Source organism: Acinetobacter sp. UBA6526 (genome assembly GCF_002434875.1).
Lineage (GTDB): Bacteria > Pseudomonadota > Gammaproteobacteria > Pseudomonadales > Moraxellaceae > Acinetobacter > Acinetobacter venetianus.
In genome coordinates, this window is record NZ_DJLC01000077.1 from 1 (window position 1) to 16,551 (window position 16,551).

The 16,551-nt window shown below is 39.4% G+C and carries 17 protein-coding genes and 1 pseudogene; 13 read left to right on the forward strand and 5 right to left on the reverse strand.

All coding sequences use genetic code 11. The features are described from left to right. The 10 genes from B4237_RS05015 to B4237_RS05060 all read left to right on the forward strand — a co-directional run. On the forward strand, positions 1-3,245 hold a 3,245-nt coding region (locus B4237_RS05015; RefSeq protein WP_286941948.1), incomplete at its 5' end, for a hypothetical protein. A gap of 5 nt (positions 3,246-3,250) precedes the next feature. Continuing rightward, on the forward strand, positions 3,251-3,886 hold the full coding sequence (locus B4237_RS05020; RefSeq protein WP_286941951.1) for a type IV pilin protein: 636 nt from the start codon (positions 3,251-3,253) through the stop codon (positions 3,884-3,886). Beyond that, positions 3,880-4,314 (forward strand): type IV pilin protein, encoded by a 435-nt coding sequence (locus B4237_RS05025; protein WP_414632341.1) that lies wholly within the window; start codon positions 3,880-3,882, stop codon positions 4,312-4,314. Before B4237_RS05020 ends, B4237_RS05025 begins: the two co-directional genes overlap by 7 nt. Before the next feature lie 140 nt (positions 4,315-4,454). Beyond that, the gene (gene rpsP / locus B4237_RS05030) at positions 4,455-4,712 is read left to right on the forward strand and encodes a 30S ribosomal protein S16 (protein ID WP_019385495.1); all 258 of its coding nucleotides are present in this window, start codon (positions 4,455-4,457) and stop codon (positions 4,710-4,712) included. Between the two features lie 16 nt (positions 4,713-4,728). Beyond that, positions 4,729-5,277, forward strand: a complete 549-nt coding sequence (gene rimM, locus B4237_RS05035; protein ID WP_007480676.1) for a ribosome maturation factor RimM — start codon at positions 4,729-4,731, stop codon at positions 5,275-5,277. A gap of 52 nt (positions 5,278-5,329) precedes the next feature. Further along, positions 5,330-6,070, forward strand: coding sequence for a tRNA (guanosine(37)-N1)-methyltransferase TrmD (gene trmD, locus B4237_RS05040; RefSeq protein ID WP_136458304.1), 741 nt, complete (start codon positions 5,330-5,332; stop codon positions 6,068-6,070). 196 nt (positions 6,071-6,266) lie between these two features. After that, positions 6,267-6,638, forward strand: a complete 372-nt coding sequence (rplS, locus tag B4237_RS05045; protein ID WP_004660214.1) for a 50S ribosomal protein L19 — start codon at positions 6,267-6,269, stop codon at positions 6,636-6,638. 136 nt (positions 6,639-6,774) lie between these two features. Next, positions 6,775-7,668, forward strand: coding sequence for a tRNA pseudouridine(55) synthase TruB (gene truB / locus B4237_RS05050; RefSeq protein WP_007480674.1), 894 nt, complete (start codon positions 6,775-6,777; stop codon positions 7,666-7,668). A 10-nt stretch (positions 7,669-7,678) separates the two neighbouring features. Continuing rightward, entirely contained in the window at positions 7,679-8,449 is a 771-nt protein-coding gene (locus B4237_RS05055) for a sulfite exporter TauE/SafE family protein (RefSeq protein WP_278596575.1), read from the forward strand. Positions 8,450-8,598: 149 nt separating this feature from the next. Further along, entirely contained in the window at positions 8,599-9,045 is a 447-nt protein-coding gene (locus tag B4237_RS05060; protein WP_019385491.1) for a hemerythrin domain-containing protein, read from the forward strand. A 26-nt stretch (positions 9,046-9,071) separates the two neighbouring features. Here the strand turns inward: B4237_RS05060 and B4237_RS05065 are convergent, their stop codons facing one another. The 3 genes from B4237_RS05065 to serA form a co-directional block, all read right to left on the reverse strand. Next, positions 9,072-9,938, reverse strand: a complete 867-nt coding sequence (locus B4237_RS05065; RefSeq protein WP_004877770.1) for an EamA family transporter — start codon at positions 9,936-9,938, stop codon at positions 9,072-9,074. A gap of 90 nt (positions 9,939-10,028) precedes the next feature. Then, positions 10,029-10,898, reverse strand: a complete 870-nt coding sequence (locus tag B4237_RS05070; protein WP_278596576.1) for an EamA family transporter — start codon at positions 10,896-10,898, stop codon at positions 10,029-10,031. A 115-nt stretch (positions 10,899-11,013) separates the two neighbouring features. Further along, a complete protein-coding gene (serA, locus tag B4237_RS05075) occupies positions 11,014-12,246 on the reverse strand; it encodes a phosphoglycerate dehydrogenase (RefSeq protein ID WP_278596577.1) in 1,233 nt (410 codons plus the stop codon). 358 nt (positions 12,247-12,604) lie between these two features. On the opposite strand from serA, the gene B4237_RS05080 reads away from it, so the two are divergent. The 3 genes from B4237_RS05080 to B4237_RS05090 all read left to right on the forward strand — a co-directional run bounded on the left by B4237_RS05080 (position 12,605) and on the right by B4237_RS05090 (position 15,775). After that, positions 12,605-14,014: an FAD-binding oxidoreductase gene (locus B4237_RS05080; protein ID WP_004877763.1), complete on the forward strand. Its 1,410-nt coding sequence runs from the start codon at positions 12,605-12,607 to the stop codon at positions 14,012-14,014. A gap of 110 nt (positions 14,015-14,124) precedes the next feature. Then, the gene (locus tag B4237_RS05085) at positions 14,125-14,994 is read left to right on the forward strand and encodes a hypothetical protein (RefSeq protein WP_278596578.1); all 870 of its coding nucleotides are present in this window, start codon (positions 14,125-14,127) and stop codon (positions 14,992-14,994) included. Between the two features lie 16 nt (positions 14,995-15,010). After that, positions 15,011-15,775, forward strand: a complete 765-nt coding sequence (locus B4237_RS05090; protein ID WP_278596579.1) for a nucleotidyltransferase domain-containing protein — start codon at positions 15,011-15,013, stop codon at positions 15,773-15,775. A gap of 298 nt (positions 15,776-16,073) precedes the next feature. Here the strand turns inward: B4237_RS05090 and B4237_RS05095 are convergent, their stop codons facing one another. Next, positions 16,074-16,388: a putative quinol monooxygenase gene (locus B4237_RS05095; RefSeq protein WP_278396876.1), complete on the reverse strand. Its 315-nt coding sequence runs from the start codon at positions 16,386-16,388 to the stop codon at positions 16,074-16,076. Between the two features lie 13 nt (positions 16,389-16,401). Further along, positions 16,402-16,551: pseudogene (locus tag B4237_RS05100) on the reverse strand (NADPH quinone reductase MdaB); the annotation flags it as partial.

Consider the following 16,551-nt stretch of genomic DNA (forward strand, 5'->3'; position numbering starts at 1 on the left):
AAATCGGAATTGGAACTTTCCCTTATGTATCAAATAATGAAAATAACTTAAGGGGATATATGCGTATTCCCGCAGCAGAATGGGGTGATATCGGCTCTGCACAACGTACTAAAGTTCTTAATCTTATTAAAAGTTCTGATTTTAAAGGAACTGGTGGGACACCGACCTCTGCTGCCTATGCAGAAGCAGTAGCCTATTTATTGGGTACTACTACGGGTAGTGGTACTTATAGTGGTATAGGTAAGAGCCATCCAGATACAGTAGTTGGTTCAAAATATAAAACGCCCTTGAGTTCTGCCACGGCTGAGTGTAGTGGTCAAGGGATTTATTTTTTAACTGATGGACAACCTCAAGTACCTTACTATACGAATACTTTAGAACTTATGAGAAACGCATTAAACTCTTCAAGTTTTAGCTTTTCTAATGGATTAACAGGAGGGGAATATGGCGATGCTTATAATATTGGTAGTTCATGGAGTCCTTATTGGGTTAAATCAGATTGGCAAGCGATTGGATCTTTTGCAAAATCTATAAATAATTTAAGTGTTGTGCGTTCGGCATCAGGTATTTCTAAACTATCTCAGCCTGTGCTCACCGCTGTTGTGGGCTTTGGTTCAGGTATTACTGGTGACGATGCTGACAATGCTCAAGCTTGGGGGGGAAGCAGCTACGGTAAAGGGGGGTATATTGCGGCATCTGAATCTCAACAAGTAGTCGATAGCCTAAATGAATTTATTGGGAATGTCAGGGGCACAATTGGCGGTATTAGTACAGGTTCTTCCACTATTCCGACGGATGCTTTAAACCCAGAATCACTTCAGGCATTTTCATATTTCCCTCAATTTGAACCTAAAGTCGCTGATGGAGATGATCAACAACTTTGGTTTGGTAATTTAAAGAGATACTATGTGGTTAATAATGGTGTTTATGCTTCAAAAGCGGGCACTGAAAGCTCCTTGGTGGTGAAAAAAAGTGTTTTACAGGATTTAAAAGATATGTGGGGCGATAACATCAATTACCCTACTAATACACCGACCTTTGCGAAATGGGGAGCATTATCTAAACTTCCTTTGGGTACACAACAAGACGGTAATTCATATACAGGACGTAAACTCTTAACCGATTATGAATTTAATGAAGCTGCTTCTGGTACAGAAAAAGTTTCTCAAAATTTACAGCTGGTAAGAATTACCCATCAATACACCACAGATGAAAAAACCAAAACAGACAACCCAGAACGCATTAAAGGTTTAATGGGCTTGTTAGGCTATAACATCGCTTCAGCAAGTGAAAACTTGGAAGGCGCACCAGCAAACTTAAGACAAATGGGCAGTATTTTACACTCATTGCCTGTGTTACTTACCCAAAGTGGTAAAGCCGTTGCTGTGAAAGATGCAACATCAGGTAATGTCTATGTCGATACTACAGACCGTAAAGACTATGTGCTATTTGGGACAACACAAGGTTTACTGCACGTTGTAGACGCCAAAACCGGGGTAGAAAAATTTAGCTTTTTACCTAAAGAAATGGCTGAAAAACAATATGAATTGTTTAAGTCAGGGGCTGGTGCTTGGGATAATGGTAAAAATGCTCTTTATTATGGGGTAGATGGTGAATGGGCAGCCCATACCGTTTATGTGAGTAAAGATGATGGGACCTTAACTGTAGATGGTGCCGTGCGTAATGTGGCTGGTGGTCTTGAAAGTGAAAAAGAGAACCTACAGGGTAAACAGTGGGTTTATGGTGGTCTGCGAATGGGAGGACGTAGTTATTACGCTTTAGATTTAACCGGATTAGATGATTCATCCAGCAGCAGTCCTAAAATTAAATTCCATATTGACCCAGCGTCAAGCTCGGTGAAAAGCTTAGGTTATGATGAAGACGGTAACCCAATTGTCATTTCGAAAGAATACGCAGCCTTAGCAAAAATGGGGCAAAGTTGGTCTAAGCCAAAACTTGATTACGTGAACTGGAATGGAGAGCGTAAATTAGTGATGTTTGTGGGCGGTGGTTATGATGCTGGCGGTGATGATGGTGATGGCTTATATGATGCGAATGGTGTAAGAACAGGCTATGCAGGTTATGAGCACTATAATTATAAACAAGACAATGAAATCGGTGCGGGTGTGTATATGTTTGATGCCGATAATGGCGAGTTATTGTGGTATGCCAGTAAAACAGAAGCGGATGGTAGTGTAGAGCATACACAACATGACGCTTTGAAATATAGTGTCGTGAGTGAAATTAAAACCATTGACCGTAATAATGATGGTGTTGTCGATCATGTTTACTTTGGTGATTTGGCAGGACAAGCGTTTCGGGTTGACCTAAATGAACCCCAAAGTGATGGTTCTTTTGTGTTTAATCCTCAGATTACCCGTATTTTAAATTTACATATAGATGATAAAGGTACCAGTCCTCGCTTTTACTACCCGCCAGTCTTTACTGCTCACCATAGCGCAGGGAGAACTGAAGGGGGGAATATTGTCGTGGCATCCTTCCTATCAGGCAATAAAAGCTCTCCTTTATTAGCAACTGACGAATCACCAGTAGCGACAGGACAAAAAAATTCTGATGGCTTAGAGTTTGATGGTGTTTATGCTTTGTATGAATATGATATTCATCCAACAGGTATATACTATCCAACTTCATCACGCGCAGATAAAACTATTGCAGCAGAGGGTTCGACAGTGAGCTTAGATTCATTGATGCCTTTATCTGTATTAGTGAATAATAAAAATGCAACGTCAACTCGTGGTGCGGCCATTAGCCCGACCAGTGGTTGGGGGGGGTGGTATTATAAATTTGAGCATAAATTTAATAGTACTACTAGCGCGCCTAAAACAGAAGGTACGAGTGTAATTAAGGGTTTGACACCACTCATTGCAATGGAAGGAAATCTTTATGTGACTATGTTTGATGCAGCTGAAGCTGGTACAACCTCAACATGTGGTGCAGGTGTTAAAGGGCAAAGTTTTACCCAGCGTATTTGTTTACCTACAGGTGTTTGTCCTGAAATGGCGAACTATAAATACAATTTGGGTTCAGGTATTGTGAGCTTAAATGTTGGACCAATGTCTGAACCAACAAGTGGTAAGGGTATTGTTATTCCAGACCCTAATTCAACGAATGTAACCTGCGTAGGGGATGATTGTCTTGCACCTGGTAAGCGCTTTATACCTGCAGGTGGACCATTGAATTTTATTCCACATCGTTGGTATGAACGATATTCGACTAAGGAGTGAAAAGAATGAAACCAGTTTTTTCACTGAATAAGTCACATTTAGGTTTTACTTTAATTGAGTTGATGGTGGTAGTGGTGATTGTGGCGTTACTCGCTGCAATCGCCTTGCCGAGTTATCAGCTTTATATTCAACGTTCACATTTGGCTCAAGCACAACAGGAAATGCAAAAGCTTGCTGAGCAATTGGAGCGGCATAAAGCTAAAAACTTTAGTTATAAAGGTTTTGAAGCAAGTTATTTATACAGAGATAAAGATGGTGTTTTGAGTTCAAACTTTGATACGGCTAAACAGCAAATTTCACTCCCTATTCATTCGACTAATCCCAGTTATAGATTAAGCATTATTGGTTTTTATACGGTCAGCGAGTTTGACGAGGATGACGAGGGGAATGTAACCAGTACCATCAAGGATCCTGAAATTAAAACGGATTTATTAAATAAAAAGATAGATTTTAATAAATCAACACAGGCTGACATGTTTGCAATAGGAAGTAGTTGGGCAATAAAAGCAGAAAGTTTAGATCAAAAGAACTATGGTCTTTTATTAAATAGCTTGGGTACTAAGTGTATGAATAAAAAAGATTACACGAAAGTAAGTTATACCTCGTGTGGTAATGAGGAAGAAGGAGCTGAATCATGGTAAAACAAGGGTTTACGCTTATTGAATTGATGATTGTTGTTGCAATTATTGCAATATTGGCAGCCATCGCTTATCCCTCTTATCAACAATATAAAATCAAGGTAAACCGAGCAGAAGCCCAATCAGAAATGATGTTTATTGCAGAAAGAATGAATGCATATAAAGGGATGAATGGTTCTTTTTCGGGAGCAACTATGGCCCAGTTATATGGAGCAACTGTTACGCCTAAACACGGTGTAGCATTATATGATTTAAGTTTTGACGCGGCTTTGACGAATGCAACAAGTTGGACTTTAATTGCAAAGCCAATCACAGGAACCTTGCAGGCAGGTGATGGGTGGATGTGTTTGAACAATAAATCTGAAAAATACTGGGCGAAAGGAGCAGTAAGTTGTGCATTGTCGCCAAATTCCAACTGGGACGGTAAATAAATTCAAATCTGCGGATAAATACGTTTTGATCTTTCATTCAGGGCAAATTTCACGTAAAATACCGCCCTCTATGAAAGGGGTTTGAAGTGTTGCCGATGGTCGGCGCAGGGATAATCCGTAAAAATTATAAGGTTGTTCTCATGGTTGTTATTCGTTTAGCGCGCGGTGGTGCAAAAAAACGTCCATTCTATCAAATCGTTGTAACTGATAGCCGTAACGCACGTGACGGTCGTTTCATCGAACGTATTGGTTTCTTTAACCCAACTGCACAAGGTAAAGCTGAAAAAATCCGTTTAGATGCTGACCGTTTTGCACACTGGGTTTCTCAAGGTGCTCAACCTTCAGAACGTGTTGCTTCTTTAGCTGCTCAAGCTAAAAAAGCTGCAACTACTGCATAATTGTAGTAGGTAGCCCATGACACCAGCACAGAATGTTCCCGAAGATCGTATTCAGATTGGACAGTTACGTTCAGCTTATGGATTGAATGGGTGGCTCTGGGTTTACTCAAACACTGAACCTATGAGTAATATGTTTGACTACCTTCCTTGGTACATCGAGACCAAGGCTGGTTGGCAAACAATTGATGTAAAACGTTGGAAACCACATGGCAAAGGCTTAGTTGTTGCATTAAAAGGTGTGAGTGATCGCACTGGTGCAGAAAGTTTAGTCGGTGCAAATATCTGGATTGCTAAATCACAGCTTCCAAAAGCAGATGTAGATGAGTATTACTGGTCTGATCTTAAAGGCCTAACCGTGTTAGGTTTGAGTGAAGATGAGCAAGAAGTCAATCTTGGTCAAATCTACGAGCTTTTTGAAACAGGTGCCAATGATGTCATGGTTGTTAAAGCAACAGCAGATAGCATTGATGCCGAAGAGCGAATGATTCCTTGGCATAAAGATGTGGTGCAACGCGTTGATCTTGAAGCTGGTCGTATTTACGTCAATTGGGGCGTAGACTACTAATCCTTAGAGTAAGGAACAGTAGCGCAGCAGGAAAATAAAGAAGGAGTCTGCGGTGTTTTTTGCAGTCATCACATTGTTTCCTGAAATGTTTGAAACGATTACAGCGTACGGGATTAGCGGACGCGCAACAAAAAGGGATATTGTGCAAGTCACTTGCATTAACCCACGAGATTTTGCTGAGGGCAACTACAAACGAGTGGATGAGCGTCCATTTGGTGGTGGTCCTGGTATGGTAATGATGGCTGAGCCGTTAGCAAAAGCAATTACACATGCCAAACAACTTGCAGTGCAAGCAGGATGTGCCAATGTTCCTGTGGTGTATATGTCACCGCAAGGACAGACCTTAAATGAACAGGCAGTACAGCAATTCGTTGAATATGATGGTCTGATAGTATTGTGTGGTCGCTATGAAGGGGTCGATGAGCGTTTAATCCAGCATTATGTTGATCAAGAATGGTCAATTGGGGATTATGTGCTTTCAGGTGGCGAACTGCCTGCAATGGTATTGCTCGATAGTGTTATTCGTCGTTTGCCGAATGTCATGTCAGACGAGCAGTCTGCAATACAAGATTCTTTTGTGGATGGTCTGTTGGACTGCCCACAGTATACCAAGCCTGATCATTTTGAAGGACTAGATGTGCCTGAGGTACTCAAATCAGGACATCATGCCAATATTGAGAAATGGCGTTTTTTGCAGCGTTATCAACGAACTTTAGATCGTCGACCAGAATTGGTAGAAAAAGTAGAGTTGACCAAGCAGCAAATTAAATGGTTAAAAAATTCCAAAGGTTAAACTGGTATCAGTTTGTCTTTGCACCCAACGAGAAGCATTGCTTCGAGTTATGACTTAAACCTAGTTTAAGTTAAATAATAGGCTCTTTAAGACATTCTGTTTTAAAGGGAAAGTTAAACGAGCGATATGCGCTTTAGCCTCTATCCTCAGCGGTGTAAGAGACCTCTTCTCTCCCGCACATATTGGAGATTCCACAATGAGTGGTAAACATCCTTTAGTTCAAGCTGTTGAAAATGCACAGTTAAAAACTGATATCCCTGCTTTTGCTCCTGGTGACACAGTAATTGTCCAAGTTAAAGTAAAAGAGGGTGACCGTGAGCGTCTTCAAGCATTTGAAGGTGTTGTAATCGCGAAGAAAAACCGTGGTTTAAACTCTGCTTTCACAGTTCGTAAAATCTCTAGCGGTGTTGGTGTTGAGCGTGTTTTCCAAACTCACTCTCCAATCGTTGCTAAAATCGAAGTGAAACGTCGTGGTGACGTTCGTCGTGCTAAACTTTACTACCTACGCGAGTTGTCTGGTAAAGCTGCACGTATTCGTGAAAAGTTACCAGCTCGTAAACAAGGTTAATTTTAACTTTGTTGTAAAGCAAAAAAATGCGCCAATTGGCGCATTTTTTTATGCTAGTGAGATTTTTAAAAGCTATCTTTTTATAATCTTAGTCCTGATTTTGATAAAATGCATGTTTATGCTTTGACTTTTTATTATGAAAAAAAGTTCGTATCGCCATTTGAGCGGTGTTTTCTTATTAAATAAACCTTTAGGTTTAAGTTCTAATTCTGCATTACAAAAAGTGCGTCGTCTGTTTAATGCACAGAAAGCAGGGCATACCGGTGCGCTTGATCCATTGGCAACAGGACTATTGCCAATTTGTTTAGGCGAGGCGACAAAATTTTCTCATTATCTATTGGATTCAACTAAACGTTATCAAACTACAGTCAAGCTTGGGCAAACCACTTCAACAGGCGATGTTGAGGGTGTTGTATTACAAGAGCGTGTTGTGTCTGCCTTAAATCAAGAGAAGATAGAAGCAGTACTCGAGCAATTCCGTGGCGATATTCAGCAAGTTCCACCGATGTATTCAGCTTTAAAGCGTGATGGGCGTCCTTTATACGAGCTGGCGCGTAAAGGGATTGAAATTGAGCGTGAGGCTCGTCCAGTCACGATCTATGAATTGAAGCTAATTGAGTTTAGTGAGGATAGTCTAACCTTAGATGTCACTTGTTCAAAAGGAACTTATATTCGAGTTTTGGGCGAGGATATTGGCGAAGCTTTAGGATGTGGAGGGCATTTAACAAAGTTACATCGTACCCAAACAGGTCATTTTGAGATTGATCCAAGCTATACGATTGAATACTTAGAAAGCCTGTCTCAAGAACAACGTGATGCATTATTGTTACCTGTATTTTCTCCTGTCGCACATTTTCCTAGAGTCCAACTTCCTGAAGGGCGTGAGAAATATTTCGGTAATGGTCAAGAAAGTAATATCGATCATGAAGCAGCCGCTGAAGTTTTAGTTTTTGATGGTGAACGTTGCCTCGGTTTAGCTGAGATTACAGATAAAAAGCGCTTAGTACCAAAACGCCTATTAAATTTATAAGGTAGTCTTTATGGAGTGGGAGCTGATACTGAGTCTCGTGTTCTTTGCCTTTTGTGCAGGAACAATTGATGCTGCTGTCGGTGGTGGTGGACTTATTCAGATCCCTGCGCTGATGAGTGCGTTACCTCAAACTGCACCCGCTACCATTTTTGGAACCAATAAGATCGCGTCGATTTGTGGCACAGGCTCAGCTGCATTTTCTTTCGTCCGACGAGTCAAATTAAAGTGGTCACTGCTCGCAGTGATTGCGGTTTTTGCTTTTATTAGCTCGTTTGTCGGCGCAGCTTGTGTATCGATGGTACCAACAGAAGTGTTACGTCCAGTAGTCTTAATCATGCTGATCGTGATTGCGATTTATACTTTTATGAAGAAGCAATTTGGACAAGTCCATGTTGATCAACAGATCACGCCTCGGTTACTGATCTTTGCTGCTCTTGGGAGTCTTGCAATTGGATTCTATGATGGCATCTTTGGACCTGGGACAGGCAGTTTCTTTATTTTCTTTTTTATTCGCTTTCTTCAAGTTGATTTTTTGCATGCATCGGCGTTATCGAAGATTGGTAATTTTATGACCAATCTCGCAGCGCTTAGTTTCTTTATCCCGACGGGACATGTATTGATTGAATTAGGGTTGATGATGGCAGTTGCAAATATTGCAGGTTCATTATTGGGTGTTCGCTTGGCGTTAAAATATGGCAGTGGATTCATCCGTATTTTATTCCTGATTTTAGTCAGTATCTTGATTTGTCGATTGGGTTATCAAATTTTGGTTACTATCTGATTCAAAAGATAAGGGTTTACAACAAAAACACACCTAAACGATGCTGTCTAAAAAACAAACATTTTCTAAGATAAGTATTTAGCCATACACCGCGGTATGAGCTTTATGGCATCTTGTATTGTGGTTGTTAGCCAACCTTAGAGGTAAAAATGAATATATTTGAAGCACTTAGAGAAAGTCATGAACAGCAACGCAGTTTAGCAGATCAATTAATTAAAACCAGTGGATCAAGTGATGAGCGCAAAGAGCTTTTTGCTTTGCTCAAAAAAGAATTATATGCACATTCAGTTGCTGAAGATCGTTATTTATATATTCCGTTAATGTTTGATGATGTGGGATTAGATATTACCCGACATGCATTAGCTGAACACCATGAAATGGATGAACTGGTGGAACAGTTAGAAGACACTGAGATGAGTAATCCAAGTTGGTTGGCAATAGCAAAACAATTAAGTGAAAAAGTCCATCATCATTTAAAAGAAGAGGAGCACAAATTTTTCCAACAAGCAGGAAAAATTTTGGCAGATAGTGAAAAAGACAAATTAGGCAAAAAGTATCTTGCTGAATATCAGAAATACAAAAATACCGATGCCTAATTTTTCTATAAGGTGATCAATGCGGTTTACTGTGTTTGTGACTTTTCACCGCGTAAGGTTACACCAATGGACGCAAGCATAATGCAAAGTAATGCGACCCATTGCAGTAAGCTAATTTGTTCATGCAAGATGACTAATCCTGCTAAGGCTGCTAGAGCAGGTGCAAGACTGGTTAATGTTCCATAACTCAATTTACTTAACCGCTTGAGTGCCATTAAATCTAGCGCATAAGGGATTGCAGTGGCTAAGATCGCAATGACTAAAGCTTTGCCCCAGTATTGAGTATCTAGTAAAGCAGGCGCATTACTCCATAGACCAATCGGTAGCATCACGATGGTCGACATACCAATTGCAAGAGTTAATGCATGTAAACCAATATTTTGTTGGGCAACACGATGTCCAAAGAAGATATAGAGTGCCCAGAAGAAACCAGCACCTAGTGCGCAGGCTGCGCCGATATATGAAAAGTTTTGTTGCTGTGCATCATGCCAAGGTACCATGAGTGCAATGCCTAAAATCGCAAATGCCACCCAAATAAAATCGCTGCGCTGCTTGATTGAAAGTAAGGCCAAACCAAGCGGGCCAATGAACTCTAAACCTACAGCAATACCTTGAGGCAGCTTACCAAGCGATGTATAGAATAAAATATTCATACAACCTAAAGATGCACTATAGAGCAGTAAATCACGCCATTTTAAGTATTTCAGCTTAGAGATGATGGTCCATGAGCGGAACATGATCGCAACGATAATGGTTGCGAAACTCAGCCTTAAAATCGTCACGGTGAGTGGATCAAGCGTGGTAATCAACTGTTTGGCAAATGATGCGCTAATTTGATAAGCCACCATGGATAAAACCATGTACAACACTGCAATCAACTGGAGATTTTTCATGGGAGACCGATCAGACGAATAAGTTAAGCTAAGGTGTAGGCGAGATGATCATACTGTGAGTTCTGTATTATTTTAAGATGTTGAGGCATTTTATTTAGCCTCTTTTTGTTGGCGCCCATGTTGTGTCGTAAAGGTACACCCAATCGATGCAATGATGATAGTGCCTAATGCTAGCCATTGATTCCACAAAAGCATTTCACCTAAAAATACAAAGCCAGATAGTGCAGCTACCGCTGGTTCTAAGCTCATTAATGTACCAAAGCTAAGCGGTGTTAAGTTGCGTAGTGCAATCATTTCTAAGGTGAAAGGTAATGCGCTGGCTAAGATCGCAAGTCCTATAAAATAATAGAGGCTTGGTAATTCAAAGACGCGATCTATTGCACCTGAGTATGCCGCAAAAGGGAGTAGGCAAAGCATACCAATTGTCATACCAAGACATACGGTGTGATTGCCTGAAATACCAGATGGTTTCTGTCCAGCGATAATATAAAGTGCCCAACAAGCACCGGCACTGACAGCAAAAAATACACCGACGAGATCTATACCTTGTTGTGCTTGTTGCATCGGGAAAAGCAAAATTAGCCCTAAAATCGCAAAGCCAACCCAAATAAAATCAAAACGTTGCTTGGCATGATAGAGCGCAACACTTAATGGCCCAATAAACTCAAAAGCAACAGCAATTCCGAGTGGTAAGCGTTCTAGAGATAAATAAAACAGACCATTCATCCCTGCAAGTGCAACACCATAACTGAGGATTGCTTTCCAGCGAACGTGTTTGAAGTTAATTTTCCAGATTCGAAAAATGATGGCCAGAATCATTGCACCAAAACAGAGGCGCATCGCCGAAACGGTTAGCACTGGAAAGCTTTGGAATAGAATCTTTGCAAGTGAACCACTGCCTTGTACACATAACATGGCGATCATAAGTAGTAACACAGCATGTAGAGGTGTCTTGAGCATGGGAGAAAGTCTTATTTTTTGAACAATTGGTATATTATTCACATAATAATTCAAACGCCCATAAAAAAGCCACAGCATAAACTGTGGCTTTTTCTATATTGTTCTAAATTTGCTATTAGAACAATACACGTACGCGAATCGTGCCTTCAACTTGGCTTAAGGTATCTAGTGCTTCTTGAGATGCAGATGCATCTACATCCATAACGAGATAGCCAATATCACCTTTAGTCATTAAAGACTGACCAGAGATGTTGATGCCTTGTTCAGCAAATAATGTGTTGATCTTCGATAACACACCTGGCACGTTTTTGTGGATGTGAAGTAAGCGATGCTGACCATCAGAAAGTGGTAATGCGATTTCTGGGAAGTTAACCGCAGAAAGGGTCATACCTTTATCTGAGTAAGCAACAAACTTCTCAGCAACTTCTAAACCGATGTTTGCTTGCGCTTCCATCGTAGAACCACCAACGTGCGGTGTTAAGATCACGTTGTCTAAGCCACGAAGCGGTGATTGGAATTCTTCACCATTCGCTTTAGGTTCTTTCGGGAATACGTCAACCGCAGCACCAGCAATATGACCTGCTTTGATTGCATCCGCTAAATCTTCAATCACAACACATGTACCACGAGCTGCATTTAAGAAGATTGAGCCTTTTTTCATTTTCGCGAATTGTTCTTTCTTGAAGAAGTTACGCGTAGAAGGAACATCAGGAACGTGTAATGTTACAACATCAGCAGTTTCTAAAAGTTCATCTAAAGAGCCAACTTGACGTGCATTACCTAATGGTAATTTAGTCACAGCATCAAAATAGATCACTTTCATACCTAAGCTTTCTGCTAAAACAGAAAGTTGCGAACCGATCGAACCGTAACCAACGATACCTAAAGTTTTACCGCGAGTTTCAAATGAACCCACAGCAGATTTATCCCAACCGCCAGCATGAGTTACTTTCGATTTTTCAGGTACGCGACGAAGCAACAGGATTGTTTCAGCAAGAACCAATTCTGCTACCGAACGCGTATTTGAATACGGTGCGTTGAAAACTGGGATACCGCGAGACATCGCTGCTTTTAAATCGACTTGGTTTGTACCAATACAGAAACAACCAACGGCAATCAATTTATTCGCTGCTTCAAAAACTTCTTCAGTCAATTGAGTGCGCGAACGAATACCAACAAAGTGAGCATCTTTGATCGCTTCTTTCAAAGCTTCGCCTTCAAGTGCTGTTTTGTGGTAATCGATGTTGGTATAACCCGCTGCATTTAATGTATTGATGGCATTTTGATGTACGCCTTCTAACAATAGGAAACGGATTTTGTCTTTCGGTAGTGATAGATGTTGGCTCATTACGGCTCCGCTACAAAGGCCAAAATTTAGTTGCAGTACTATAGCATAGAGCTTGGTGTTATAGATATTTCGTTTAAAATTACCTCACTAGAATTGTTGATAATTTTTCAGCAATACATGAATTTTATTGGTTATACACATTTTGTTATTACAGTATCCTTATCCTGCGCTTTATCCCTTGCGCGCTTCTATGTAAAATATAAATATCTAATGTTCAAATCTAAATATATCTAGCTTTGAGCTGTTCTGTAGAGCTTCTATATTTTGGATGATGTTATTTTTCTATATTTAAGATATTGAAAAATATTAACTTGCAATCCAAAAGCCCGATATTTACTTCTTACTAGGCCTGTAAACGATGAATGCTTCAGTCGCTTTAACACCTGAGTTATTGACCCAATTAACGGCAATTGTGGGTGAAAACCGTATTAAAACCGATGCCGATAGTTTGGAAAATTGGGGACGAGATCATACCAAACATTTTGATCCGAACCCATCAGTCATCGTTTTTCCTTCAAGCACTGAACAAGTTCAATCCATTGTTAAACTTGCCAATCAATTTAATGTTGCGATTACACCATCTGGTGGTCGTACAGGTCTTTCAGCTGGTGCTGTGGCAAATAATGGTGAGATCGTCATTAGCTTTGACAAAATGAACCAAATCCTTGAATTCTTCCCAGCGGATCGTATGGTGCGTGTTCAAGCGGGTGTCGTAACTGAGCAATTACAGGATTATGCTGAACAACAAGGCATGTATTACCCAGTTGATTTTGCATCGGCAGGTTCTAGTCAAATCGGTGGAAATATTGGTACTAATGCAGGCGGTATCAAAGTAATTAAATACGGCATGACACGTAACTGGGTGTTAGGTCTAACGGTTGTCACAGGTAAAGGCGATATTCTTCGTTTAAATAAAGGCATGATTAAAAATGCCACAGGTTATGCCTTACAGCATTTATTCATCGGTGGTGAAGGAACTTTAGGTTTAATCACTGAAGCTGAAATTAAGCTTGAGCGTCAACCACAAAACTTGCAAGTGATGGTTTTAGGCACGCCAGATTTTGATGCAGTGATGCCTGTATTACATGCTTTCCAAAAAGAAATCGACTTAACTGCATTTGAATTCTTCGGTGAAGTGGCGATGCAAAAAGTTTTGGATCGTGGTCATGTACAACGTCCATTTGAAACAGCTTGCCCATTTTATGTATTACTTGAATTTGAAGCGCCGTATGAGCCAATCATGGACAAAGCGATGCAGATTTTTGAGCATTGCATGGAACAGGGCTGGGTTGTTGATGGCGTAATGAGCCAAAGCTTGGATCAAGCACAAAGCTTATGGCGTCTACGTGAAGATATTTCAGAGTCAATTGCACCGTTTATTCCTTATAAAAATGATATTTCAGTGTTGATTACGCATGTACCTGCGTTTATTGCGGAAATTGATGCCATCGTTTCTCAAAACTATCCAGACTTTGAAATCTGCTGGTTCGGTCATATTGGTGACGGTAACTTACACTTAAATATTTTAAAACCTGAAAACTTAACTAAAGACGAATTCTTTGCGAAGTGTCAGGTGGTGAATAAATATGTGTTTGAGACCGTGAAAAAATATGATGGATCGATCTCTGCCGAGCATGGTGTGGGGATGACCAAGAAGCCATATTTGGAATATTCTCGTTCGCCTGAAGAAATTGAATATATGAAAGCATTGAAATTGGCATTTGATCCGAATGGGATTATGAACCCGGGTAAATTATTTGATCTTTAATGCTTGATTAAATAAAAGAAGTTCTGTTAAAAGCGTATCGAAAGATGCGCTTTTTTATTATGATAATCAAAATTTTTAAATTAACTATTTGAGCTATTCGGGGGAATATTGTGTTTAAAAAAGTTCTTTTATGTTTTTTAATATCATCAGGGATTCAAATGGTTTGGGCCCATGATAATCTGAGTGAAGCCAGTAGACCATCTGAATTAGATTTGGCTTTAATTAAAAAGGGAATTCTAGATAAGAATTATAAAATTATAAACCCTTCTAAAATATATGAAGAATTAAACAATCTAACACCTAAAAGAGACATAGTTCCTAATTCTGATGCTTTTAAAGTCCTTGCTTATTTTAGAGGGTTATTTCAGGAGATAAATTTTAATATAACGTTATTGAAAGCTCAATCAAACAAGGATTTGGAAAGCCCTACAAATAAATATGTTGATATGTTTACTGATTTATTATTTCCACTTTATTGTTATCAACTAAGTCAAAATATATTTACAAGAGTCAATCCAAGTACCATGAATGTTTCTTTAATGGCAAAGGATGGTTCATTTATTGGGCAGGTTAAGAAAAATAATTCGGATTGTAATTGGGAACAATATAACTATATTGATTTAAGTTCTCAAAGACTTAACCAACATGTCAAAACTTCTCCAAGATATATAATAGCTCCACAGATACCTAGTTTTAATTCATATGAATTAGATTGGGGAAATAGAGAATTAGAAATTGAGCTATTGGTTAATGAAAATGGTGATGTTATAAAAGTTGGATTTCCAAGTATTTATTTTAGTGATGAGTCTGATAAAGTATATCAAAAGCTAAAACCTGCATTTCTGAAAGCAAAATTTTATCCTTATATTGAAGATGGTAGGGCAAGGTCTTTCCTGATTTTGCAACCTGTTGAATTAAGAAGTTCAGAAAGCGAGCCTTTATTTCATAAGATTACAAAGAGTATTTTTGGTAAAAAATAATAAGAGTAGTAACTACATGAACATCCATCAAGAAATCGAAAAACTATTCGAACAACGCTCAGACATCCCATTATTTTATATTGAAAGTGGGAGTCGTTTGTGGGGGATGGCAAGCCCTGACAGTGACTATGATGTGCGTGGCTTCCATTTGCCGAGTAAAGATCAATATTTTGATTATAAGAAATATCGTGATTTGATTGAGATCATGGATGGGGATTTTGACTTCGTTTCATATGATCTCGATAAAATGTTTGGACTTTTGGCAAAAAGTAATCCTACTGTTTTGGAGTGGGTCAGAGCGCATATTGTTTATTTTAATGCCTTTCCAGAGTGGCAAACCTTTCGCGATGGATTGCTAGAACGAATCGATTACAGTGCTTTGTATCATCACTATTTATCACTGGCAAAAGGTGGTATGAAAGTGATGCAAACTGCAGATAATTTCACCTATAAGAAAGTGTTTTATTCGATCCGTGGATTGATGTCGGCAGAGTTAGCCACGCAAGAAGTTATGCCTGAATTATTGATTACCGATTTATTCGCCCAAGTCTCTGAGCATGATCGATTACGGCATTGGGCAGAAGATTATTTGGAAATTAAAAAACAGCAAAAAGAAAAAGCTCAACTTCCTGAAATGGAACAAACCGCAATTCTGAATTTACTGGAAACCAAAATAGAGCAATTGGCTGCTAAAGAAATGCAAAAAGCTGATCGTCGAGAGGGCTTAGAACGTTATTTAACGGAATATAGTCGCCATTTGAAGCAGTATTATTATCAGTAAAAAATGTCTTTTGCTATTTAACAGGGGGAGATAAAAGGCATTTCCTCTGAATTTATACATTAATCTGCTTGTGCTAAATGTCATCCACAACCTGCGTGCTATTGGTAATATATTGTTTTTGCAAAATAAGTAAATATATCCCAGTAGTGAACAGGTTTTGTGGGTGACGAAGTTTTTGGTTACTTTTTTAAAAAAGTAACGTAAGTCTATAGGTTATATAGGATGCATCACAGTAAGACACTGAAAAGGAAACTATGATTTCCTTTCTCCTGTAAGACCATCAAGTGATTAGAGGTTTTTAAAAACAAGCTTCTAAAATACGCACTTTGACATTAGCCACATGCGCTTTGGTCGCTTCAAAATGTTGCTTCATGTGTGCAGTTTGCATATGCGCTTCTAAATGTTCAGTGCTTTGCCATTTCTCTAGCATTACGATGCTATTCTGATTGACTGCTTGCATTTCTATTGCAGGTAAATGGTCAATCAAAGGTTCATAGCCATGACAACCATCTTCAGCCAATACGGTTGGGATGATTTTTTGGAAAGCATCTAATACAGCTTGGCGATGCCCAGCGCCTTCGTGAGTATAAATTTCAGCAATAATTGTCAACATGATATTTTCTCACTTAATGGGTTGATGTGAAAATCTGATCTAAATGGTTTTTATATGCTTCAAGGTAACTCGGTACGTTCGGTATTTTGATCACATCATTCACGATAAAAGTCGGTAATGATTCCATCCCTAAAAATTGATTAGCTTTATGGAAAGGTAAATA

Bases quoted from the DNA above. Each gene is read 5' to 3' on its own strand.
- B4237_RS05065 (WP_004877770.1), bottom strand. From the start codon at position 9,938: ATGAAAAATCTCCAGTTGATTGCAGTGTTGTACATGGTTTTATCCATG.
- rplS (WP_004660214.1), top strand. From the start codon at position 6,267: ATGAGTGGTAAACATCCTTTAGTTCAAGCTGTTGAAAATGCACAGTTA.
- B4237_RS05055 (WP_278596575.1), top strand. From the start codon at position 7,679: ATGGAGTGGGAGCTGATACTGAGTCTCGTGTTCTTTGCCTTTTGTGCA.
- B4237_RS05070 (WP_278596576.1), bottom strand. From the start codon at position 10,898: ATGCTCAAGACACCTCTACATGCTGTGTTACTACTTATGATCGCCATG.
- B4237_RS05020 (WP_286941951.1), top strand. From the start codon at position 3,251: ATGAAACCAGTTTTTTCACTGAATAAGTCACATTTAGGTTTTACTTTA.
- B4237_RS05025 (WP_414632341.1), top strand. From the start codon at position 3,880: ATGGTAAAACAAGGGTTTACGCTTATTGAATTGATGATTGTTGTTGCA.
- B4237_RS05060 (WP_019385491.1), top strand. From the start codon at position 8,599: ATGAATATATTTGAAGCACTTAGAGAAAGTCATGAACAGCAACGCAGT.
- rimM (WP_007480676.1), top strand. From the start codon at position 4,729: ATGACACCAGCACAGAATGTTCCCGAAGATCGTATTCAGATTGGACAG.
- rpsP (WP_019385495.1), top strand. From the start codon at position 4,455: ATGGTTGTTATTCGTTTAGCGCGCGGTGGTGCAAAAAAACGTCCATTC.
- B4237_RS05090 (WP_278596579.1), top strand. From the start codon at position 15,011: ATGAACATCCATCAAGAAATCGAAAAACTATTCGAACAACGCTCAGAC.
- truB (WP_007480674.1), top strand. From the start codon at position 6,775: ATGAAAAAAAGTTCGTATCGCCATTTGAGCGGTGTTTTCTTATTAAAT.
- serA (WP_278596577.1), bottom strand. From the start codon at position 12,246: ATGAGCCAACATCTATCACTACCGAAAGACAAAATCCGTTTCCTATTG.
- B4237_RS05095 (WP_278396876.1), bottom strand. From the start codon at position 16,388: ATGTTGACAATTATTGCTGAAATTTATACTCACGAAGGCGCTGGGCAT.
- B4237_RS05080 (WP_004877763.1), top strand. From the start codon at position 12,605: ATGAATGCTTCAGTCGCTTTAACACCTGAGTTATTGACCCAATTAACG.